This is a genomic window from Streptomyces caelestis (genome assembly GCF_001279005.1).
Classification (GTDB): domain Bacteria; phylum Actinomycetota; class Actinomycetes; order Streptomycetales; family Streptomycetaceae; genus Streptomyces; species Streptomyces heliomycini.
In genome coordinates this window covers 1-20,810 of the sequence record NZ_LGCN01000242.1, presented here as the reverse complement: position 1 = coordinate 20,810, position 20,810 = coordinate 1, and the positions used below count along the sequence as shown (strand labels likewise).

Genomic DNA, 20,810 nt, shown 5'->3' with positions numbered 1-20,810 from the left:
TGATTAGTCTGCCCGGAATGAACGGTGACCTGGCGATCACGACCCTGGCGGAGCGACCGGAGCTGCGCGCATCGCTGTGGAGCATGCCGCACACCTGGCCGGCGTTCATGGAGCACGAGCTCGTCGGGGGCGACGCCACCGAGTGGATCGCCGCCGAGTTCCCCCAGCACGTCCTGGTCGCCACAGGTCCCGAAGGCGACCTGGTGGCCAGGGCGCTGAGTGTCCCGTTCGCCCTCGGCGCCGAGGGACGGAGGGAACTGCCCGCCACCGGATGGGACCGGACGCTGCGCTGGGCGCTGACGGACCTGCGGCACGGCCGTACACCGGACACGGTGAGCGCCATCGACATGACCGTCGCGACGGGAGCACAGCGCAGGGGGATCGCCGGCCGTATGGTGTCCGCCCTGCGGGACAACGCCCGCGCGGGCGGATTCAAGGAGCTCGTCGCGCCCGCGCGGCCGAGCGCCAAGCACCTGGAACCGGACACGCCGATGGCCGCGTACGCCGTCCGCGCCCGCCGGGAGGACGGGTTGCCGCACGATCCCTGGCTGCGGGTGCACGCCCGGGCAGGCGGTGCCGTCGAGTCGGTCGCCCCCGCGTCCAGGACGGTCGTCGGCTCGCTCGGCCAGTGGCGTCGCTGGACCGGGCTGCCGTTCGACTCCGAGGGGCCGGTCACGGTTCCCGGCGCGCTGGTGCCGGTGCTGTGCTCCCTCCGGCACGAGCACGCCGTGTACTGCGAGCCCAACGTGTGGGTCCGGTACCGGCTCTGAGCGTGCGTACGGACACGTCCGGCCGGGCCGCCCCGCCTTTCGGACCGGGTGACGTCCGGCACGCGCGGCTCCCCGGGGCGGGCGGTGCGTCGGTCCCGGAGGGCGAGGCGGGCGGACGGAGCGGCTCGGGGCTGAGGTAACCCGGTCGGTGCCGTCCCGTGGCGACCCCGGCGGGGCGGTACCAGCATGGACCGCACCATCCCCGGCGGGCGGCCGCCGATCCACCGGCCACGTGGCCGGAGAGGAGGCTGCCATGCGCGGCACGCTGCGGGTCCTGGCCCTCTTGCTGGCTCTCGCCCCCTTCCCGGCACTCGCCGTGGCCTGCGCCGACCGCGGTGCGGGAACACAGGCCGAGCAGGTGCGAATCGGAGTCCTGGAACCGGTCTCGGGCCCGGACGCCTCGGCGGGCGAGGACGCGCGCAACGGCGCACGGCTCGCCGCGGAGATCGTCAACGGGGAATTCCCGGAACTGGCACTCCCGCTGGCCGGCGAGCCCGGCCTGCCGGGCCTGGGAGGAGCCGAGATCGCACTCGTCCACGCCGACACCGGCGGCGACCCGCGGACCGGGGCGAGCCAGGTACAGCGGCTGGTGGCCGGCCGGGGGGCCGTCGCCCTGACGGGCGCCTACCACTCGTCCGTCACCAAGGCCGCCAGTGAACGCGCCGAGCAGCTCGAGGTCCCCTTCGTCAACGGTGACTCCTCCTCGCCCGCGCTGACCGAGCGCGGCCTGCGCTACTTCTTCCGCACCGGCCCCAGCGACCTCACCTACGGCCGGACCTTCTTCTCCCTGGTCGAGGACCGCAAGGCCGCCGGGGTGCCGATCTCGACCGTCGGCATCCTGCACGTCGACAACCAGTACGGCAACGACGGCGCCGCGATCACCCGGCGGCTCGCCCGGGAGCACGGCCTGACCGTGGGGACCGACGTCGCCTACGACGCGGACTCCTCCGACCTGGTGCCGTACGTGCGGCAGGTCCGCGCCGGGGAACCGGACGTGCTCTTCGTCCTGTCCTATACCAGGGACGCGTTGCTGCTGCAGAAGGCGTTCACCCGGCTCGGCTATCTGCCGCCGGCGGTGCTCGGGTACGGCGGCGGCTTCTCCGATCCCGACTTCGTGGCCGGCCCGGCCCGGGCAGCCGACGCCCGGGGCTTCATCCGCCGCACCGCGTGGTCGGCCGAGCTGGCCGAACGCGATCCGACGGCCAGGAAGGTCGCCCGGATGTTCGCGGCGGAGTTCGGCGCACCCATGACCGAGAACTCCGCGCGCGCCTTCACCGCCGTGATGACCCTGGCCGTGGCGGTCGACGAGGCGCGCTCCACCGATCCGGAGAGGATCCGCTCGGCGCTGCGCACCGTCAGCCTGCCGGGCCGGGACCTGATCATGGGCTCCTGGGACCACGTCCGGTTCGACGCCGACGGGCAGAACACCGGTGCCCGAGGGGTCGTCGAGCAGTTCCTCGACGGCCGCTGGCGCGTCGTCCACCCGGACGATCTGCGAAGCCGGGAGGTCGTCTGGCCGATCTCCGCCGCGCGCGGCCGGGAGCGGGCGGCGCCCGCCGCGGGCAAGTGACCACGGTCCCGCGGCTCGCGCGCGGGCGTGGCCGGCCGGTGACCGGGCCCGGGGCCTGTCGTGACGGTCCCGCCCGCCGGGCGACGGCTTCTAGCGTCCGACCAGGCCGCGGGCCCGCCACTTGTCGAAGATCGCCCGCACCTCCGACTCCGCCTGGGCCACCGACTTCTGGGGGGACTGCCTGCCCTGGGCGGCGCGGGCCATCATGCGCGGCAGGACGAAGCTGGTGACCACCTCGCCGACGGCCGGATTGGGCGGTCCCGGATAGCCGATGTCCGCGGTCCAGGTCGCCGAGCCCTGCAGCAGTTCGAGCTTGTCGGACGGGCGTGACCCGAACGGGTCGGTGGCCAGCCACGGGTCGAGTTGCGGCACCCGGGTGGGGAAGGCGGGGAGGTTGTACAGCTCCGACTGGTACGTACCGACCGCGTCGTTGGCCGACAGATTGAGGAGGAACTCCTCCGCGGCGTCGACGTTGCGGGAGAACCGGGGGACGACGTAGACGAACACGGCGTGCTGGCCGGCGATCCCGAGCCCCGTCGGGCCCCTGAGCGCGGGGGTGAAGAAGACGTCGTCGGCGATCCCAGGAGCGTCGGACTGCGCGGTGCGGTACGCGGAGACCGCGTTGAGGATGTAGGACAGACGCCCGGCGACGAGCCCCTTGTTGTTGGAGGCCGAGTTCCAGGAGAACACCTCCGGGGTCATCGTCTCCTTGTAGAGCCGGGTCATGTACGTGACGGCGGCGACCGTCTCCGGGGAGTCGAGCACCACCTGTTCGAGCTCGTTCTGCACGGACGCGCCGTACGACCAGAGGAGCGCGAGGGCCGCCATGTTGGAGTCGAGCTCGTCCGACATGCCGAGTCCGAGGGGGATGCCGGACTTCCGCCTGACCGCCTTGCCTCCCTCGAGCAGTTCCTCCCAGGTCGCCGGCCCGTCGCCCATCCCCACCTGGCGCCACAGGCTCTTGCGGTAGTTGCCCGGATCGGGCGTCCAGGCGTGGCTGTAGCCGTAGTACGTGGCCGTGGACGGGTTGTAACCGGCCTTCTTGCAGAAGGGCTGCTCGAGGCCGAAGCGCTTGACCGCCTCGTCGTGCAGGTCGGAGAGGTCGACGACGTCCGGCTCCAGCTGGGAGGGAGGGCTGATCCATTCGATGAGATCGTGGCCCGAGCCCGCCGAGATCTCCGCCAGCGTGTGGGCGACCAGGCGCTCCGGGGCGACGTGGTCGACGCGGACGTCCACGCCCACCCGTCTTCCCCACTCCTGGGCATAGGCGTCGAACCACCTGTCATAGCGGGCCACGTAGTGGCTCAGCTGGAGGATCGACAACGTGCCGCCGAGTTTTCCGCTCGGTGTGAGGTGGACGGTGGCGGGCGCCGGAGGCACCCCGGTGTCCGGATGCCCGCCCCCTGCGGAAGCGGTCCCGGCCGCCATCGCACCGAGGCCCGTGACGCCCGCCGTCTTCAGCAGCCCGCGTCGAGACATGCCTGCCTGGCCCAGCCCCATGTCGTTTCACCCTCCGGTGTTCCCCCGGACGGTGGAGCCGGGGCTGGTTCCACACTGGGCCTCACCGCGCGGTGAGCACCTCCAGAGCTACGTCGAACGGGTGACATCCACCCGTGGACGACGGCGGAGGTCCGGGCGCCCGCACGCCCTCGGTGAGGGAGCGCCGGGCGGCGCCGCAGGCGCAGCGGCAGCACGTACCAGCACAGGCCGAACCACGGCATGACCCCGCAGGCGAGCGCTTCGGAGAGGACGCCGGGAACCACGAAGCGCAGGACGAGGAGCAGCGTGCAGCCGATGGTCAGCGCGAGCAGGACCATGCCGCACACCATCAGGCGGCCGGCGGCCTCGGCCACTTCGTCCTTCATCCGCCGGCCGGACAGGAAGCGGTGGATGGAGACGGGCGCTATGAGCGATCCCGTGGCCGCCGCGCCCAGGACCACGGTGGTGACGTAGATGACGCGGTCCACCGTCCCCCGTTCCCGGAACAACGGTGTGAAGGCCACGCTCAGCAGGTCCGTGTCCGCGTCGGCGGCCGGGTTGCAGCGCAGCTCGCCGAGGGCGAGCGGATCGACGTCGTTGTCGACCCACGTCGGGGCGTCGTGATGGCGGGAGAGCCGCTCACGGATCTCGTACCCGCCCCAGCCGGGCACGATCGGCGGGGCCACCGGAAGACCGGTGGAGAAGGACCGGCCCGGGGCGCCGGCTCCCACGCCCCGCACGGGACGTTCCGCGCCTCCCCGGGCCGGCAGGTCGTCCACGATCTGCTCGACGCGGGTGAGGACCGCTTCGGAACCGGTGTTCCTCACCATCGTCGACTCCGGCCCGGTGCCCACGCCCGTGCACCATCCGTTCCCGCAACGGTTCGGGGAGCAGCCCGAGGGGGGGGCGGTTTCGGCACGCGGGGTGACGCCGGACCGGGCGTCACCCCGCATCCGGCCGCCATGACCACCGACCTGGCGCACCTGTGCGGGGACGGCATCAGGGGATGTCCGCGGTGGTGACGAGTGGGCTTTCAGGAGGCCCCGGAGCGTGCGCCCTCCCTCGGACCGGTCGCCCTCGGTGGTGTCGCCCGGGTCTTTTGCCGGACGTGTGCGGGGGCGCACGGCGCCGGGACGGCGGTCTCCTCAGAACTGCGAGAAGAACTTCCAGATCTCGCCCGGCACCCAGGTCCTGGAGCCGCTGTCCCCGCCGGCCCCGTCCTGCGGTGCGGCGATGTGACCCTCGTCGAAAGCGGCCCATGCGACGGGGTGTCCGGCCGAGCACCCCGAGTAGGCGGTGACCCGGTGCGTCAGGCTGCCCCAGGCCGGCTCCGGCGGGCTCTGCGAGGTGCAGGCGTTGTTCCTCACGAACCTGTCACGCAGTGCCCGTCCGCCGGAGACGTTGAGGACTCCGTCCCGGATGCCGTGTATGCCGAGGTAGGCGATGGGCTGCGTGCCGCCGCCGCACCCGCTGAGCTGCCCGCCGGACTGGACGGCCACCGCGCGGAAGACCGTCGCCCGGGAGCAGGCCAGCGCGTAGCTCATGGCGCCGCCGTAGCTGAAGCCCACGGCGAAGAGCCGGGAGGTGTCGACGCAGAGCGAACCCTCGATCGCGTTGATCATGGTGTCGACGAGGGCGACGTCCTCGCCGCCGCTGTTGGCCCAACCGTTGTTGAGGCCCTGGGGCGCGACGAAGATGGTGCTGTTGTTCGCCAGCCGCTGCAGTCCGTAGTACGCCCAGGTGCCCGTTTCCACGGTGCGGCCCGTGGCGACGTCGGTGGAGGTGCCGCCGAGCCAGTGGAACCCGAACACCAGCCGGTAGGGGCGGTTGCGGTCGTAGTTGTCCGGGACCTTGAGGACGTAGCTGCGGGTCTTGCCGTTGCTCTGGATCGTGTGCGTCCCGCTGGTGAGTCCGGGCGCCTTGCCGCAGCCCGCTGTCGCGGCGGCCGTGTCGCCCGCCCCCGGCGGGGCGTCGGCGCCGAAGGCGCCCTGCGTGACCGTGGTGCTCATGGCGAACGCCAGAAATATCGTGATCACGACATTTCGTAACCTGGATGGTGACATGGGTGCTCCCTGGGTGAGTCGGTGTCAGCGGCGTTCCACGCACGCGGTGTTCGTCCGCGCGGTGTTCCCGGTGGTCCGGCGGGCGCCCGGGCGGCGCGGGGTCACAGCGCGGTGATGGTCCACTGGAGGTTGGTGCTGCTGCCCGAGGACCAGAGTTTGACGGAGGCGCCCGAGCCGACGTCGCCGCCCGAGTCGAGGTACGTTCCCGTGCTGCGGTTGACGATGGTGTAACGGCCGTTGCCGACGCCGCTGATCTTCCACTGCTGGTTGTTGCCGCCGGTCCAGGAGGCCTGCCGTGCGATGGCTCCGACGGTCGCGTCCCCGAAGCTGTCGACCACCAGGCCGTTGGTCCGGTTCACGAGGCGGTGGTAGCCGTTGCCCAGGTCCGTCAACTGCCACTGCAGATTGGTGGACGCGTCACCGTAGGTCCACTGCTTGAGTACGGACCCGGAGGCGACGTCGCCGCCGCTGTCCAGGGCCAGGCCGTTGGTGACATTGCCTATCTTCACCCAGCCGGTGGGCAACGAGCCGGCGTTCAGGGCCGGTATCCGGCCCGTGAACGTCAGCTTGACCACGTAGGCGGGGGCGCTGAAGGGCGCGGTGGCCGACGGCATCGAGAGGTGCAGTCCCGAGCCGTCCTGGGTGCGGTGGGGAAGGTCGACGTAGGTGCCTGCCGTCGAGCCGAGCAGCTGGGCCGACCTCAGCGTGGACAGGTTGAACCTGGACGACGTCAGCGTGGTGATGTGCAGGGTGCTGCCGGGCCACCCCAGGACCGTGGCGTACAGGACCGTGTCGTCCTTGCTGCGGGTGAACCGGATGTCGGTGTTCTTCCCCTCCACCGGTGTGGTGAAGGAACCGCCGCCCATCTTGGTGGGCCCCTCGCCGTACGCCGTCCAGGCGCGCGTGGCGTAGACGGACTCGCCGAAGCGCCGGAGGTAGTCGCCGAACCCCTGGAGGATGGACCTCTGGCCCGCCGGGATGGTGCCGTCGGCCATCGGGGCGATGTTCAGCACCATGGTGCCGTTCTTGCTGACGCGGTCCAGCAGGGCGTGCAGCAGGGCCTTGAGCGAGTAGTAGCCGATGCCGGTGGTGTAGCACCAGCTGGAACTGGAGACGGAGTCGTCCGTCAGCCAGTAGGGGGTCATGATGTCGGCCGGCCCGCCGCGCTCGAAGTCGTAGACCTCGCCCCGGTTGTTGAAGCCGTCCTTGTAGGTGGCGACGACGTCCCGGTTCCAGGAGACCGCCCGGTTGTAGTAGTGGGCGAGGAACTCCAGCCGCTTGGACTCGTCGATCTTCACCAGGTCGAAGTCCTGGTAGAGGATGTCGGGCTGGTACCCGTCGACGACCTCCTTGAGCTTGTCGAGCCACAACTGCTGCTCCGCCGCCGGGGACAGCTGGCCGTAGAGTTTCTTCAGGCCGGCGTTCGACTGTGCGGGCACGCTGTCGAAGTACCCCGTGAAGTTGTACGCGTGGTGCAGCGAGACCCACAGCTTGAGGCCCTTCCTGCGGATCGCGTCGGCGTGCAGCCGCAGGAGGTCGAGCTTCGGTCCCAGCGCGACGGAGTTCCACTCGTTGACGGAGCTGTTCCACAGGGAGTACCCGTCGTGGTGCTCGGCGACCGGGCCGGCGAACCTGGCACCGGCGTCGGCGAACAGCTGCGCCCACTCGTCGGGGTCGAAATTGCCGCCGGCCGACTTCAGTCGGGGAGCGAACTGGACGAAGTTGCCGGCCTTGTCCCGGGCGCCCTGGATGAAGTTGTGGTAGGGCCACGCCGCGGGATCGCCGTACACCGCCTTGTGGTGGTTGTTGCAGCCGTCGCCCGCCTTGTACATCAGGCGCGGGTACCACTCGCTGCCGTACGCCGGGACGCTGTAGGCGCCCCAGTGGTAGTAGATGCCGAACTTGGCGTCCTGGAACCATTCCGGGGCGGGCGGGTGCTGGTCGACCGACGGCCAGGTCGGGGTGTAACTGCTCGGACCGTCGGTGGCCCTGGCCGAGCCGACCGGTAACAACCCGGTCGTGGCCGCCCCGGTGAGGCCGGACAGGATGAGCATGGTGCGGCGGCTGGGTCCGGAGGAAGACAAAGCGGGTGATCCCTTCGACGAGTGGGGGCGATCCGGTGCTTCACGCGCACCTTCGAAACGGCGCGTACGACATCGGTGGTGCGGCGGTGGGGCGGTCCGTGCGAGGCGCGGTCCCGGGGCGGCCGGCGCCCTTTCCGGGCGGCGTGCGTGTCGGCATGCCGAACTCCGGGTGGTGAAGGACTGGTACGGATGCTCGTGCGGTCGTGATGCGCGGTGCTGTCGTGTCTGCGCCGCCACGGGAGAGGCGCAGGAATGGCACAGAGGCGGAACCGACGTCGTTTCGTTCGCTATTTCGAACAGTGAACGTGCCTTCGGACACTGGATCCTAGGGGGCGCCGGGCGATCGTCAATACCTGTCGCTCGATTCGCCGGATCCCGAGGCCGGCCGCACGGTGCTGTCCGGGCCGTGGTGCCGGCCCTGACCGGAATCGCATGCCTGCCGCCGGCGCGGGGATGCGGGTGTGTGAGAAGTGTTGACAGGCCCGTGCGGTCCCGTGACCATCAACGTCTGTCCGGCAAGCCGTTCAATGGTCGACATACCGAACGAACGGCTTGGGCTGTGGTGATTCCGGCCGGGACCGAGCACGAGCGGGTGCTGGACGGACACCGGTTTCCCCGCTGCTCCTTCGCATGCGCGGGAGTTCCGCCGGCCGTGACATCTCCCGATCCCCCATGAGGAGAGACATGTCGTTGATCTTGAGCCGCTTACGCCGGGGAAGGACGCTCGCCGCGCTGGCGTCGGGCATCGGACTGACCGCGGCCCTGCTGGGAGGCCAGGCGTCCGCCACCGGGGCGAGCGAACCGTCCGCGGGGCGGCACCCCGGCGCGGCGGCGACCGCCGCACCGGCCGCCGCCTCGGGACCGTGCGATCTCTACGCGTCCGGCGGAACACCCTGTGTCGCGGCGCACAGCACGACCCGCGCACTGTACGCCTCCTACGACGGTCCGCTGTACCAGGTGCGCCGGACCTCCGACAACGCCACCCGCGACATCGGCCTCCTCGGCCAGGGCGGAGTCGCCGACGCCGCCGCCCAGGACTCCTTCTGCGCCGGCACCACCTGCCTCATCACGGTCATCTACGACCAGTCCGGCCGGAACAACCGCCTCACCCAGGCACCTCCCGGTGGTTTCCCGGGTCCGGCTCCGGGCGGGTACGACAACCTCGCCGACGCCACCGCCGCGCCGATCGGCATCGGCGGGCACAAGGCCTACGGCGTCTACGTGGCTCCCGGCACCGGATACCGCAACAACAACACCAACGGGATCGCCAAGGGCGACCAGCCGGAGGGGATGTACGCGGTCCTCAACGGCACGCACTACAACGGCGGCTGCTGCTTCGACTACGGCAACGCCGAGACCAACAGCCGCGACAACGGCAACGGCACCATGGAGGCCATCTACTTCGGCAACAACAAGGTCTGGGGCTACGGCGAGGGCAACGGCCCCTGGATCATGGCCGACCTCGAGAACGGCCTCTTCTCCGGCGTCAACCAGCGCTACAACGCGGGCGACCCGAGCATCAGCCACCGGTTCCTCACGGCCATCGTCAAGGGCGAACCCAACCACTGGGCCATCCGCGGCGGCAACGCCCGGACCGGCAGCCTGTCCACCTTCTACAACGGCCCCCGCCCCAACGTCCCGGGCTACAACCCGATGAAGAAGGAAGGGGCCATCATCCTCGGCATCGGCGGCGACAACAGCCACGGAGCCACCGGCACCTTCTACGAAGGCGTCATGACGTCCGGCTACCCCACGGACGCCACCGAGAACGCGGTCCAGGCCAACATCACCGCGGCCGGCTACACGACATCACCCTCAGGCCCCGGCGGACTCACACCTGGCTCGAAGGTCTCGCTGCGGGCGACCACCTCATGCTGCACCGACCGCTACATCGCGCACGACGACGCCGGCTCCGGCGTCACCATCGCGCCGGTCTCCGCGTCCAGCGGCTCCACCGCCAAGTCCGGCGCCACCTGGACCGTGCGGGCAGGACTGGCCAACTCCTCCTGCGTCTCGTTCGAATCCGCCGACAGGGCCGGTCAGTACTTGCGCCATGCGAACTTCACAGTGCGGCTGAACACCAACGACGGCACCGCGCAGTTCGCCGAGGACGCCACGTTCTGCGCCGACGCCGGCCACAACGGCCAGGGCCACTCCTTCCGCTCGGCCAACTATCCGAGCGATTACCTGCGCCACTACAAATACGGTGTCTACGTCGCCGGCCAGGGCGGGTCCCACGAGTGGGACAGCACCACCTCCTGGAACGACGACACCAGCTGGGCCGTGGCCCAGCCCTGGGCCTGACCCCGCGCCTTCCCACCGGAGCACGGTGACGCCGCGCCACCGGACACCGGCGGCACATCCCCGACGCGGGCTGGTGGCCGTACACCTCCCACGGCAGCGCGGCACCCACCGGGGACGGCGATCCCGTCCAGCTGACCGCCGTCCCCTACTACGCCTGAGCCAACCGCCAGGACGGCCCCATGCGCGTCTGGCTGCCCACGTGCTGACCCCCCGACTCCGGTCTTCGGCGCGGCAGCGCAAGGCTCCGGGGCCGCCGGGCCCGGGGCTTCCTTACGAAACGCCGTGGGGACGCCGGTGCGCCGGTGCCGTGACGGGATGGTTCAGCGTGATCGGAAAGCGGCTCATGGGACGAGCAGACGCGAAACGGCTGGTATGACTGGGGAATGCAGGAGGAGACCGCACGCTCCGCGGTCGACACGTTCATCTCCGCGTTCAACGCCTCGGACGACAGCTGTGTGACTGCTCTGCTCTCGCAGGCCCTGACCTCGGGCGTGGTTTTCTGGGGTCCGTTGGGCCGCAGCGAAGGAAGCGCGGTGGTCGAGCGGTTCGTGCCGGACATCCGGCGTCACCCGGCGGGGACCGGCACGATGATGCGCTGCTCGGCGGTGGACATGCCTGACGAATGCGCCCGGCGCCAGCGGGTCCTCACCACGCCTGATGGGGCCCCACCTGGCGGGAACGGACGTCGTCCATCTGCGAGGGAGCCTCATCGACCAGGTCATCGTCCTCGCGGGGGAGATCGAGCCGTCCGCCTCCTGAGTCGTCCTTCTGTCGCGGGCTGCCGAGCGACAGCGGTCGGATGTCTCCGGTCCTTGCCCCGCGTCAGGCCTTCCCGCCCCCACTGCCGCCGCTGCGTTCCGTTTGCCCGCCGTTCATGAGCAGTGCCAGCTCGACCCGCGAGCGGACGCCCAGTTGACTGAAGATGTTGCGCAGGTGGTGATCCACGGTGCGAGGGCTGAGCGACAGTCGCGTGGCCACTTCACGGTTGGTGGCGCCGGACGACACCAGGCCTGCCACGCGCTGCTGTTGCGCAGTCAGTCGCCCGAGAGCACGGACGTCGTCGTTGGCAGCGCTGTCCCCGGCGGCCCGCAGCTCGGACCGTGTGCGCTTCTCCCACAGCAGGGCGCCGCAGCGCTCGAAGCCGACGAGTGCGGACCGCAGCTGAAGCCGGGCCTCCAGGGGGCGGCGCCGGCGGCGCAGCCACATGCCGTAGGCCAGCAGGGTGCGGGCGTGCTCGAACTGGCTCTCCCCGGCGGCCTCGTGCTCCGTCAGAGCTTGCTGGTACAGAGCCTCGCAGTCCTCGTCCCGTGCCGTAAGGGCCCGGAGGCGGGTCAGTTGGGCCGTGGCCTGTGCGTCGGCGCCCAGGGCGGCCCATCCGGCGTACAGGTCGACCATGTCGGTGACGCCCTCGTCCAGTCCCGCCAGGACCGTCGCCTCCACGAGGCACGGCACCGCGAGCATCCACAGACCGAAGTGCCCGCGCCGGGGGCCCGGTCGGAGCAGCGGCCCGAGACGGACCGCGGCCTGTTCGGCCCGGCCGTGGCCCAGGTCGGAGCGGGCGCGGGCCCACTCCGCCATGGTGCTCACCTGGAGCAGCCCGTGAGGCCGGGCGACCGCCAGGGCGGCCTCGCCGTGGTGTTCGGCGGCGCCGTCGGCGTCCACCAGGGAGAAGACCAGTGCCAGCAGCGCATGGTGCTGCGCGCCGAAGTTGCGCTGACCGAGCCGACGGGCGGCCCGCAGGCCTTCCTCGGCGTGGGCCCGCGCCTGGTGGTGGAGGCCGGCGCGCAGTTCGGCGTAGGCCAGGAATTCCAGAATGCGGGCGGTCAGGTCGGACACACCTTCGGCGCCGGCTGCCGCCAGGGCACGGCCGAGCAGGCGCCGCGCGACGGTGATGTCGCCCAGTACCAACGCCGCGCGGCCCGCGTACAGCAGGGCGTCCGGCCGTTGTGTGCGCGCCGCGGCGGCGAGCAGCGGTTCCATCTCCTGCGCCGCCCGGGCGAAGTCGACCAGTACGGCGTGGCGCATGCCCGCCCGGAAGGCACCCCACGGCGCCGCCACGGTGCCCGCGCTCTCGGTCCGTCCGGACGGCGGTGTCCCGTCCGCCGGGCGTCCGGCGGGGCGTTCCAGCGACTGGAGGTAAGCCGTGAGGTCGCCGGCGGCCCAGGCCGCTTCCGCCGCCGCCGCGAGGGCCTGCTCCGCGCCCTCCACGTCGTGAGCCCCTGAGGACTCCGCCGCGAGCAGCAGGATCTGGTGGGCATCGGCCACGGGGCCGTCGCCCAACAGGAGCAGACCCCGGAGCAGTTCGGCCCGGGCACGCAGGGGTGCGTTGTCACCGGCCGCGCCGCGGGCGGCCACGAGAAGGGCGAGAGCGCGGCGGGTCTGCCCGCCGCGGCGGGCACGCTCGGCGGCCCTGAGCAACTGAGAGGCCCGGTCGTCGCCCGTGCCGGCTGTCTGGTCGTACACGTTCATTGCCGCTTCCTGTCCAACGTTTCCGGAGAGTAACAGACGGTTCAAGACACCCTGGCGAGAACCGGGTGGCTGGACACCGCAGAAGTACGCAGCCCGGACAGCCGGTTCTCAGGCAAGCAGGGGAAGGCTGTTGAGGGGCCGCGGCCGTGAGCCCGCTGAGTGTGAGCTGTGAGACCGGTGATTCCACCGATGTGCAAGAGACTTCCGGCTCCTACGCTGGGCGCGGCCGGTCGTCCCGGGGTGGCTCCGGGAACCGGTCCACGATGTCAGGCCAGGAGCGTTCCACGCTTCTGCCGTGTATACGGACCGGACGCCCGACCGATCCATGAACCACCGTCCTCCTCGACCTCCACGACGACACGCCTCACGACTGCCGACACGTGTCAACGGCCCTGGGGCTCCCGGCTCCCGCCCACCGTCGTCAGGGGACGAGGCGAGAGGAAACCGCTCATGCAGGCAACTCCCCAGCCGTCCGCTCCCGCCCCCGTGAACGGCCCCACGCGGCACCGCCGCCGGTCCCGCGGTCCGCTCCTCGGCGCCCTCGCGTCCGCGGCGGCACTGGCCGGCCTGGCGACCACGCTGTCCGGTGGCGCCAGTGCCGCCGAGAACCCCTTCGAGCGCGGGCCGGCCCCCACCGACTCGAGTGTGACGGCCACGCGTGGTCCGTACGCCGTCTCCGAGACCAGCGTCTCCCGATTGAGTGTGTCCGGGTTCGGCGGCGGCACGATCTATTACCCGAGCAGCACCGACGACGGCACGTTCGGAGCGGTGGCGATCGCCCCGGGATTCACCGCGCGCCAGTCCTCGATCGCCTGGCTGGGCCCGCGGCTCGCCTCCCAGGGCTTCGTGGTGTTCACCATCGACACCAACACCACCTCCGACCAGCCGGCCTCCCGCGGCGACCAGTTGCTGGCCGCACTCGACTACCTCACGAAGAACAGCAGCGTCCGCAGCCGGATCGACAGCGACCGGCTCGGGGTCATGGGGCACTCGATGGGCGGCGGCGGCACGCTGGAGGCGGCGAAGGACCGGCCCTCGCTCAAGGCCGCCATTCCGCTCACCGCGTGGAACCTGGACAAGAGCTGGCCGGAGATCAAGACGCCCACCCTCGTCGTGGGAGCGGAGCGCGACACCATCGCCTCGGTCCGTTCGCACTCCGAGCCGTTCTACGAGAGCCTGCCGTCCTCGCTGGACCGTGCGTACCTGGAGCTGAACGGCGCGAGTCACTTCGCGCCGAACCTCCCGGACACGACGATCGCGAAGTACAGCATCAGCTGGCTGAAGCGGTTCATCGACAATGACACCCGCTACGAGCAGTTCCTGTGCCCGCTGCCGCAGCCGAGTTCGGTGATCGCGGAGTATCGGGGCAACTGCCCGCACACCGCGTGACCCGCACACCACGTGACCCCGGTCGCGGCCCGCCGGCTCGCCCGCGACGGGGGCTTCCGGCACGGGCCGTCCGGTGGTCGGGCGCCGCGCGTTCCGCGCGGAAATGACGCGGTCTGCCACCCTCATGAATCGACATGCCGTCAGGTGGGTCGGCATCTGATCGGCAGAGGTCCCCGCATATTCCGTATGGGTCTACCCGACCGGCGCTCGGCCGGCGGCGTCGCGACAGCTCGGCCCGGATGGGGCACGAGTACGCCCGTGCTGCGGACCGAGCCGCGCAGTGCCCGGCCGTCCTGACGGTCCTGACGAACTGCGGCGCGGCCGGCGCGGTCCGACTACGTGACTGGTCGTGCCACGGTGATGTCAGGCACGGCGACGAGGGCGTCGGCGGTGGCGGGCAGCGGGCCGCGACGCAGCGATGCCGCGTCACTGCGCGAGGAACTTGCTGAGCCAGGTTCCGAAGTCGGCCCGGCCCTGGGCGGCCACGCTGCTGCGGACGGTCTTCGAAGCAGCGTGGCCGGCGCAGAAGCGCGCAGGCGGGAAGCCTGGTCACAGCAGCGAACGATGTTCCTGAAGGTCTTCGAGCCGAAGGCATGCCGATGCACAGTGAAGGGCGCCTTTGACCTGCACAAAGCAGGCAGGGAGTCGGCTTCCAGGAGTCCAACGTGCTGCGCACGATGTTCACGTCCAAGATCTGGCGTTCTGCTGTTTACGCAGTTCAGGTGCCTGATCGCCACATCGAGGTCAGCAAACGGTCAGCATCGGGCCGGACGGTGTCCGGCATGCTGACCTGCAACCGTCACAGGGGCCTGTCGCGCCGCCCGGCGCCGTCCGGGTGGTGAACGTCAACCACGTCGTGGCCGACCACGTCCACCGGGTGCGCCGGCAGGTCCACCCGAACACGCACCAGCCGGCGAAACCGAAGCACCGCAAGGCGGGGAGTTCCGAGAGGTCCCTCCGCCGTGCTCGGCGCGGGAAGTGCCGACAGCTTTCAGCTCCTGCCCCGATGATCACCGGCATCGACGCATCGCCTTGATCCAGGCGCGTCCGGCGCCGATGCCGGCGGTCGTCGGGCGGCGCGGCCGGCGGCATCGGCCGTGTCCGGCGGTGCCGGCTGCGTGAAGCGCTGTGGTGGCACCTGGTGCACAACTCATCACGCGGCCCGCATCCTGCTGCGCGAGACGGCCGTGCGACGAACCGCCGCGCGCGGCCACCCTCCTGCGGGCCCTCCTCGTCCTCGCGAACACCGGGTCCAGAGGTGACCGGCGACCACCCCCGCAGTGATCATGATGCTGACCGGCAGGAATCCCTCACTCCCGGACCACACCAGCCCCGCGAACCGCGGAATCAGGATGAAACGGTCCCACTGGTCGTTCGCGGTGTTCGCCGTACCTATCCGGTACCTGAGCGGCGAGCGTCGTCCAGGACGTCACGCAGTGCCCAGTAGGCGGGTTTCACCTCGTACGTCGCGTCCCAGGGAAGGGCGTTTCCCGGACTCGGGGGATAGTGTCGCAGGTCAGCCGTGGAGCCGTACTTGTCGGTGAAACCCCAGGTCGAGAACGAGGTGCAGTTGGGTTCTTCGCCGCAGACCGCGAGTTTCCCCGCCAACTGGCGGGCCTGGATGTCCTCTTCGTCCTCGTCGACGAGGACGTCCGCCTCCGAGACCCGGGCCTTCAGGCCGAGCCCGGCCAAAGCCCGGACCTTGCGTCGGAAGACCTCGGGGTCGGTACGGTCGCCGACGGCGTATTCGTGGTCCTGGAAACCGACGCCATCGATCGGAACGCCCCGCTCCTTCAACCGGATCAGCAGCGCGTAGAGGGCATCCCAGCGTGGACCGTCCTCCTCCACCCCGTACTCGTTGAGGTACAGCACCGCGTGCGGGTCGGCCTCGCGGGCAGCATGGAAGGCGATGTCGATGTACTGCTCACCCATCGCTTCGAACCACAACTGTGGCCGCACGCCCCGGTTGCCGTTGGAGTAGTCCTCATCCTCGTCGGACATGGGCTCGTTCACCACGTCCCATTCCGCCACCTTCCCCCGGAAGTGGCCCGCCACCGCGCGTATGTGCTCCACCATGACGCGCCTGCGTTGCTCGTGCGTCATCTCGGCGCGCATCCATGCGGGCAGGGCTTCGAACCAGACGAGGGTGTGGGCGTGCACCTTCATCCTGTTGGCCTCGGCGAAGTCCACCAAGGTATCGCCTTCCGCGAACGCGAACACGCCGCGTCGAGGCTGGACGAACTGCGGCTTGAAGTCGTTCTCCGGCGTAAGCATGGAGAACTCCTCACCCGCCGTCCGGCGGTAGGCGCTGTCGGTCAGCAAGGGGCCCGCGGCCAGGGCGGTTCCCATACGGATCGGGCGTGGGAGAAGCGCCGCCAGATCACGCATCGCATCGCTGGACCGGGGCACTCGCAGGTCAGGCGCGTCCACGACGGACATCCGGCCCCGTCCCAGTGACCGCGCGTGGAGATCGCTGAGGGTCCAGCCCTTCCCGCGGGCTCCCGCATCCGCGCCGAACCAGATGCGGCCACTGCCGAAGACGTCCCGCGCGGGAACGGTTCCCACGACCCTGCCGTCGGCCTCCAGCACAAGCCTGTTCGCGCGGACTTCGACGGCGACGCGGACTTCGAGCCCCAGGCCGCTCCCGAAGGTCCGGGTCATCGCGGGTCTGTCGGAGTCCCCGTCCCAGCGGTCGATCCGGAGCCTTTCGCCGACCACGCCGATGCGCACGCCGCGCCGTTCGTAGCGCCATTCGTCGTAGATGACCGGCGTCTCACCGTACAGATGCAGGTAGGCATCCGTGTCATCCGTGCGCCGCAGACCGGCCTCGATCCGGACATCCCCTCGGAACACCATGTGGGGACCGCGCAGGTTCACCGGTGGGTTCGGCTGTCCGCCGGTACCGTCCTGGTGTGTGATGCGCCGGTCGAGGTGTGTGACCCGTACCCCTGAGTGCGTGGGCTTCCCGCCGGCGAAGTGAGCCCAGTCCCTGCCGTTCAGGAGGTCCTCCACAGGTCCCCCCGCGGGCGCGGAGGTGCCGGCACGGTCCCCCGAGACACCAGCGACCAAGGCACACACAACCGCGATGACAGCGCTCTTTCGAAACCGCATGAACAGCAGCACTCCGTATCCTCAGCCCGTCTTCCGACGGCATCGCCGCCCTCAGCCACACCGTCGCCGAGCGCCGTCCTCCCCAGCCGCGGCAAGAACGGTGCGCGACCGATCGCGCCGCCCCGCTGTGACTGATCGCCATTGTTTCAGGTGCGAGTGAGGGACCGTCGGCCGAGAACCGTTCGGGAACGACGGCCGGAGAGCGGTCGGTACGGTCGGCGGTGGGCCGGTACGGTCGGCAATGGGACCGTTTCATCCTGATTCTCCGCGACCTCATCGACGTTCAGGCCGCCTCCCGCCACCGTTCCACCGCCGACCTCGAATCCCTGGGCCGCCGTCGCGCCCACGACGAGTTCAGCCTCGAAGACCTCCGGGAGCGGCTCGTCGGCGCGGACTGGTACGAGGACGAGGACTGCACCGCGTACGGGCTCACCTCCCGGCAGGTCGAAGAACTCAAGGCGTGGGCGCCGGAGTGGGCGGAGGATCCGGGTGCGCGGATCCATGACGAGAACGCCCGGGGCGAGGGCGAGGGCGCGGAAACAGGAACGGTCTGGGTCAGCGGGCGTTGCTCCAGCCGCCTGTGCCGGCGGAGTACGAGTCGAGCAGGTCCACCACGAAGACCAGGGTCGAGCCCGCCGGGATCAACGGCGAGGGCGACTGGTTCCCGTAGCCGAGACGCGGGGGAACGACGATCTCGCGCCGACCGCCGACCTTCATCCCCCTCAACCCCCGGTCCCAGCCCTTGATGACCCTGCCGCCGCCCAGGGCGAACTTGAAGGGCTGGTCACGGTCCCAGGAGGAGTCGAACTCCCTCCCCGTCTCGAAGGTCACCCCGACGTAGTGGACCCTGACCACCGTGCCCGGCTTCACCTCGGCACCGTCCCCGACGACCAGGTCCCGGACGGTCAGTTCGGCAGGCGCGACACCCTCCGGGACGTCGACCTCGGGCTTCGTCAGTTCACTCATCGCAGTTCCGTCACTCTCCGTCGCAGACCCTCGTGCGGGCCGACCCGGCCCATGGACACTCCATGCCGCAGAGGATCACGCTAACGCGCATGCCGGTTTGCCGGAGCGCACCGGATCAGTGGCCGCGCACGGCGGTCCGTCGTACGGCCGGCGCATGAGCCCCCGCACGCCCGGGCGGGACGCGGTGGCTCGGGTTGCACGGCAGCCGCCCGGGCGGGAAGCGGCGCAGAGGGCCAGGGCCGAAGCGCGCCGTTCAGTCGACTGCGTCGAGCCGCGCCGCCGCCCGCAGGTCCCTGAACGACGGGATGACCTCGGCCAGGCCGTGCCGCAGGGGCACCTCCGGCTGCCCGCCGAGCACCCGGCGGGCGAGGGTGATCTCCGGCCGACGCGGTTGCGGGTCGTCCTCCGTGCCGGGCAGGAAGCTGATCTCGGACGCGGACCCGGTGAGGTCGCGTATCGGCAATGCCTACGCGGGGCAGGGGAAGAGGGCGGCGATGAGTGACCCGTGCCATGAGGCGGTGCTGACGGCCGCGAGCGTGCTGCGCAAGTACGCGGCGGAAGTGGACGATCGGGCGAGGTTCCCGGTGGAGAGTTCCGCCGCGCTCCGCGAGTCGGGGCTGCTGGGGCTCGTGGCGCCGACCGGGTACGAAGGCGTCGGTCCGGACGTCCACGCCGACGTGGCCCAGGGAAGACGCCGGCCGTGACGCCGATGTGGGCGTGGCCGAGTCGCTCGTTCCGCACCTCTCGTATTCCTGATGTTCCGTCAGGTGAGTCGGCATCTGATCGGCATCAGTCCCCGAATGGTCCGGGACGGCCAGCCGGACAAGCGCCTGGCCTGCGGCGTCACCACAGCCCGGCTCCCGCAGAAGCGCAGGCGGGAAGCCTGCTCGGTACGGTGCACGATGTTCTGCGGGGCCTCCGGCCGGGAGGCATGCCCGTGTACAGTGAAGACCGCCCTTGACCTGCACAAAGCAGGCAGGGAGCCGTCTTCCAGGAGTCCAAAGTGTTGCGTACTCTGTTCAAGTCCAAGATCCACCGCGCCACCGTCACCCAGGCCGACCTGCACTACGTGGGATCCGTGACGATCGACGCCGAGCTGCTCGACGCCGCCGATCTGCTGCCCGGGGAGCTCGTGCACATCGTCGACGTCACCAACGGGGCGCGGCTGGAGACGTACGTCATCGAGGGCGAGCGCGGGTCCGGGGTGATCGGGATCAACGGGGCCGCCGCCCATCTGGTCCGGCCCGGCGATCTGGTGATCATCATCAGTTACGCTCAGGTGACCGACGCCGAGGCGCGGGCGCTGGAACCCCGGGTGGTGCACGTGGACGGCGACAACCGCATCGTGTCCCTGGGGGCCGACCCGTCCGAGCCGGTGCCGGGGTCGGACCAGGAGCGCAGCCCGGGGGCCGTCACAGCGGCCTGACCGGCGCAGACCGAGGCAGGAGCGTGACGTGGCCATGGGTGACATCGAGATCCGGGACGACCGGGCGGCGGGCCGGCTCGAGGCGGTGGCGGACGGCGAGGTCGTCGGGCGGATCGAGTACTTCCCGCTCGACACCCCCGAACACGCGCTCGTGCCCGTGCACACCGTCGTCGAGCCCGCTCACGAGGGCAAGGGCATCGCGGGCTCCCTCGCCCGCGAGCTCTACGCCGTCGCCGCCCGCGAGGACGGCGCCGTCGCCCCGCTCTGCCCCTACGTGGCCACGTGGGCCGAACGCCACCCCGACCAGGCCCCGGCGGCCGGGCCGGAGCTGATCCGGGCGGCGAAGGAGTGGCTGGCGGCGCATCCCGGGCGGTTCTGAGGCCCGCGTGCTCGCACCGCTGCACACCTCGCCCGTTCACGTGCCCGTCTTCGACGCGTTGCGCGACGAGGACCACCCCGGGCTGGAGCTGCGGCACACCGTCGCCGAGGACCTGTGGGAACGCGCCCGCGGTCCCGCGGCGGTCGCCGACGAGGTGCGGGCGAGGGTGCGTGAGGTGGTCGACCGCGGCGCCCGGGCCGTGCGGTGCACCCGCTCGGCCATCGGCGGGGTCGCGGAGGCGACCGCCGTCGGCCTCGCCGTCCTGGAGAGCACGCCGCGGCCGACGGCGGCGCCGGTCGAGGAGGGGGCCGCCCGTGCCGGACGGTCCGCCCGGGTGCGGGCCGTGTCGGCCGAGGGGGCGTGGGCATGCTTCGAGGCGGGTGACCCGGCGGGGTGCGCGCGCCGGGTCGCGGACGCCGCCGACGCGGTCACCGGCGCCGACGCGATCGTCCTCGCCCAGGCCTCCGTGGCCCCGGCCGAGCGGCTCACCACGATCCGGGTGCCCGTGCTGTCCCGTCCCCGTGCGGGACTCGCCGCGGCGGCCCGCCTGCGCCACCCGGCCCCGCGCCGTCGCGCGGGCGGGTGACTGGAGAGGCGGCCGTCGGGTAGGCGGGGAGTAGTCCAGAGCCCACGTCGAGCGACAGGCCGGAGGAGACGCGCCATGACGAACCCGTACCCGGACCCCGTCCCGCCGGGCCCGACCCCGGGTCCCACTCCGGGCCCCGACCCCTCGCGCCCCGAGCCCTACCCGGACCCCGCGCCTCCGCCCCCGCCGCCGGGCCCCGGCCCGGAGCCGGCCC

Annotated in this window: 15 protein-coding genes and 4 pseudogenes; 11 read left to right on the top strand and 8 right to left on the bottom strand. The window is 71.2% G+C overall.

Annotated elements, in window-relative coordinates; genetic code table 11:
* Positions 1-17 precede the first annotated feature (17 nt).
* Positions 18-770 (top strand): hypothetical protein, encoded by a 753-nt coding sequence (locus tag ADK41_RS32910; RefSeq protein WP_030836302.1) that lies wholly within the window; start codon positions 18-20, stop codon positions 768-770.
* A gap of 253 nt (positions 771-1,023) precedes the next feature.
* On the top strand, positions 1,024-2,340 hold the full coding sequence (locus ADK41_RS32905) for an ABC transporter substrate-binding protein (RefSeq protein WP_030836299.1): 1,317 nt from the start codon (positions 1,024-1,026) through the stop codon (positions 2,338-2,340).
* A 90-nt stretch (positions 2,341-2,430) separates the two neighbouring features.
* On the opposite strand, the gene ADK41_RS32900 is transcribed toward ADK41_RS32905, so the two are convergent.
* The 4 genes and pseudogenes from ADK41_RS32900 to ADK41_RS32885 all read right to left on the bottom strand — a co-directional run bounded on the left by ADK41_RS32900 (position 2,431) and on the right by ADK41_RS32885 (position 7,936).
* A complete protein-coding gene (locus tag ADK41_RS32900) occupies positions 2,431-3,819 on the bottom strand; it encodes an ABC transporter substrate-binding protein (RefSeq protein WP_106979616.1) in 1,389 nt (462 codons plus the stop codon).
* A gap of 182 nt (positions 3,820-4,001) precedes the next feature.
* Positions 4,002-4,352 (bottom strand): annotated as a pseudogene (locus ADK41_RS32895) (DUF6328 family protein); the annotation flags it as partial.
* Between the two features lie 615 nt (positions 4,353-4,967).
* A pseudogene (locus ADK41_RS32890) lies at positions 4,968-5,828 on the bottom strand (alpha/beta hydrolase family esterase); the annotation flags it as partial.
* Between the two features lie 155 nt (positions 5,829-5,983).
* Positions 5,984-7,936 carry an alpha-L-fucosidase gene (locus ADK41_RS32885; protein ID WP_037805304.1) on the bottom strand — a complete coding sequence of 651 codons (1,953 nt, stop codon included), beginning with the start codon at positions 7,934-7,936 and terminating at the stop codon, positions 5,984-5,986.
* Between the two features lie 714 nt (positions 7,937-8,650).
* Here ADK41_RS32885 and ADK41_RS32880 point away from each other — a divergent pair.
* Positions 8,651-10,270, top strand: a complete 1,620-nt coding sequence (locus ADK41_RS32880; RefSeq protein ID WP_037805303.1) for an alpha-L-arabinofuranosidase B — start codon at positions 8,651-8,653, stop codon at positions 10,268-10,270.
* A 383-nt stretch (positions 10,271-10,653) separates the two neighbouring features.
* Positions 10,654-11,029 (top strand): annotated as a pseudogene (locus tag ADK41_RS32875) (nuclear transport factor 2 family protein).
* Between the two features lie 63 nt (positions 11,030-11,092).
* Here ADK41_RS32875 and ADK41_RS32870 read toward each other — a convergent pair.
* Complete coding sequence (locus ADK41_RS32870; RefSeq protein ID WP_051843650.1) at positions 11,093-12,739, bottom strand: helix-turn-helix transcriptional regulator; 1,647 nt, start codon at positions 12,737-12,739, stop codon at positions 11,093-11,095.
* 450 nt (positions 12,740-13,189) lie between these two features.
* Between ADK41_RS32870 and ADK41_RS32865 the strand changes: the two genes are divergently transcribed.
* The 3 genes and pseudogenes from ADK41_RS32865 (at position 13,190) to ADK41_RS41875 (ending at position 14,970) form a co-directional block, all read left to right on the top strand.
* Complete coding sequence (locus tag ADK41_RS32865) at positions 13,190-14,128, top strand: bis(hydroxyethyl) terephthalate hydrolase (RefSeq protein ID WP_051843648.1); 939 nt, start codon at positions 13,190-13,192, stop codon at positions 14,126-14,128.
* A gap of 404 nt (positions 14,129-14,532) precedes the next feature.
* Positions 14,533-14,636: pseudogene (locus tag ADK41_RS44405) on the top strand (transposase); the annotation flags it as partial.
* A gap of 157 nt (positions 14,637-14,793) precedes the next feature.
* Positions 14,794-14,970 carry a hypothetical protein gene (locus ADK41_RS41875; RefSeq protein WP_158717730.1) on the top strand — a complete coding sequence of 59 codons (177 nt, stop codon included), beginning with the start codon at positions 14,794-14,796 and terminating at the stop codon, positions 14,968-14,970.
* Between the two features lie 550 nt (positions 14,971-15,520).
* On the opposite strand, the gene ADK41_RS32860 is transcribed toward ADK41_RS41875, so the two are convergent.
* The 3 genes from ADK41_RS32860 to ADK41_RS32850 all read right to left on the bottom strand — a co-directional run bounded on the left by ADK41_RS32860 (position 15,521) and on the right by ADK41_RS32850 (position 18,668).
* On the bottom strand, positions 15,521-17,251 hold the full coding sequence (locus tag ADK41_RS32860; RefSeq protein WP_199822427.1) for an endo-1,4-beta-xylanase: 1,731 nt from the start codon (positions 17,249-17,251) through the stop codon (positions 15,521-15,523).
* A 543-nt stretch (positions 17,252-17,794) separates the two neighbouring features.
* On the bottom strand, positions 17,795-18,205 hold the full coding sequence (locus tag ADK41_RS32855) for an FKBP-type peptidyl-prolyl cis-trans isomerase (protein WP_037805302.1): 411 nt from the start codon (positions 18,203-18,205) through the stop codon (positions 17,795-17,797).
* A 253-nt stretch (positions 18,206-18,458) separates the two neighbouring features.
* The gene (locus ADK41_RS32850) at positions 18,459-18,668 is read right to left on the bottom strand and encodes a hypothetical protein (RefSeq protein WP_030836273.1); all 210 of its coding nucleotides are present in this window, start codon (positions 18,666-18,668) and stop codon (positions 18,459-18,461) included.
* Between the two features lie 31 nt (positions 18,669-18,699).
* Between ADK41_RS32850 and ADK41_RS42620 the strand changes: the two genes are divergently transcribed.
* The 4 genes from ADK41_RS42620 (at position 18,700) to ADK41_RS32830 (ending at position 20,596) form a co-directional block, all read left to right on the top strand.
* Positions 18,700-18,909, top strand: a complete 210-nt coding sequence (locus ADK41_RS42620) for an acyl-CoA dehydrogenase family protein (protein ID WP_106979614.1) — start codon at positions 18,700-18,702, stop codon at positions 18,907-18,909.
* Between the two features lie 299 nt (positions 18,910-19,208).
* Positions 19,209-19,631, top strand: coding sequence for an aspartate 1-decarboxylase (panD, locus tag ADK41_RS32840; protein ID WP_030836267.1), 423 nt, complete (start codon positions 19,209-19,211; stop codon positions 19,629-19,631).
* Between the two features lie 28 nt (positions 19,632-19,659).
* Positions 19,660-20,010: a GNAT family N-acetyltransferase gene (locus tag ADK41_RS32835; protein ID WP_106979613.1), complete on the top strand. Its 351-nt coding sequence runs from the start codon at positions 19,660-19,662 to the stop codon at positions 20,008-20,010.
* A 7-nt stretch (positions 20,011-20,017) separates the two neighbouring features.
* Positions 20,018-20,596, top strand: coding sequence for a hypothetical protein (locus tag ADK41_RS32830; protein ID WP_051843646.1), 579 nt, complete (start codon positions 20,018-20,020; stop codon positions 20,594-20,596).
* Positions 20,597-20,810: the final 214 nt, after the last annotated feature.

What these genes read in the sequence shown, in the direction of transcription:
- ADK41_RS32910 (WP_030836302.1), top strand. Translation starts at nt 18, where the DNA reads ATGAACGGTGACCTGGCGATCACGACCCTGGCGGAGCGACCGGAGCTG.
- ADK41_RS32905 (WP_030836299.1), top strand. Translation starts at nt 1,024, where the DNA reads ATGCGCGGCACGCTGCGGGTCCTGGCCCTCTTGCTGGCTCTCGCCCCC.
- ADK41_RS32900 (WP_106979616.1), bottom strand. Translation starts at nt 3,819, where the DNA reads ATGTCTCGACGCGGGCTGCTGAAGACGGCGGGCGTCACGGGCCTCGGT.
- ADK41_RS32885 (WP_037805304.1), bottom strand. Translation starts at nt 7,936, where the DNA reads ATGCTCATCCTGTCCGGCCTCACCGGGGCGGCCACGACCGGGTTGTTA.
- ADK41_RS32880 (WP_037805303.1), top strand. Translation starts at nt 8,651, where the DNA reads ATGTCGTTGATCTTGAGCCGCTTACGCCGGGGAAGGACGCTCGCCGCG.
- ADK41_RS32870 (WP_051843650.1), bottom strand. Translation starts at nt 12,739, where the DNA reads ATGAACGTGTACGACCAGACAGCCGGCACGGGCGACGACCGGGCCTCT.
- ADK41_RS32865 (WP_051843648.1), top strand. Translation starts at nt 13,190, where the DNA reads ATGCAGGCAACTCCCCAGCCGTCCGCTCCCGCCCCCGTGAACGGCCCC.
- ADK41_RS32855 (WP_037805302.1), bottom strand. Translation starts at nt 18,205, where the DNA reads ATGAGTGAACTGACGAAGCCCGAGGTCGACGTCCCGGAGGGTGTCGCG.
- ADK41_RS42620 (WP_106979614.1), top strand. Translation starts at nt 18,700, where the DNA reads ATGAGTGACCCGTGCCATGAGGCGGTGCTGACGGCCGCGAGCGTGCTG.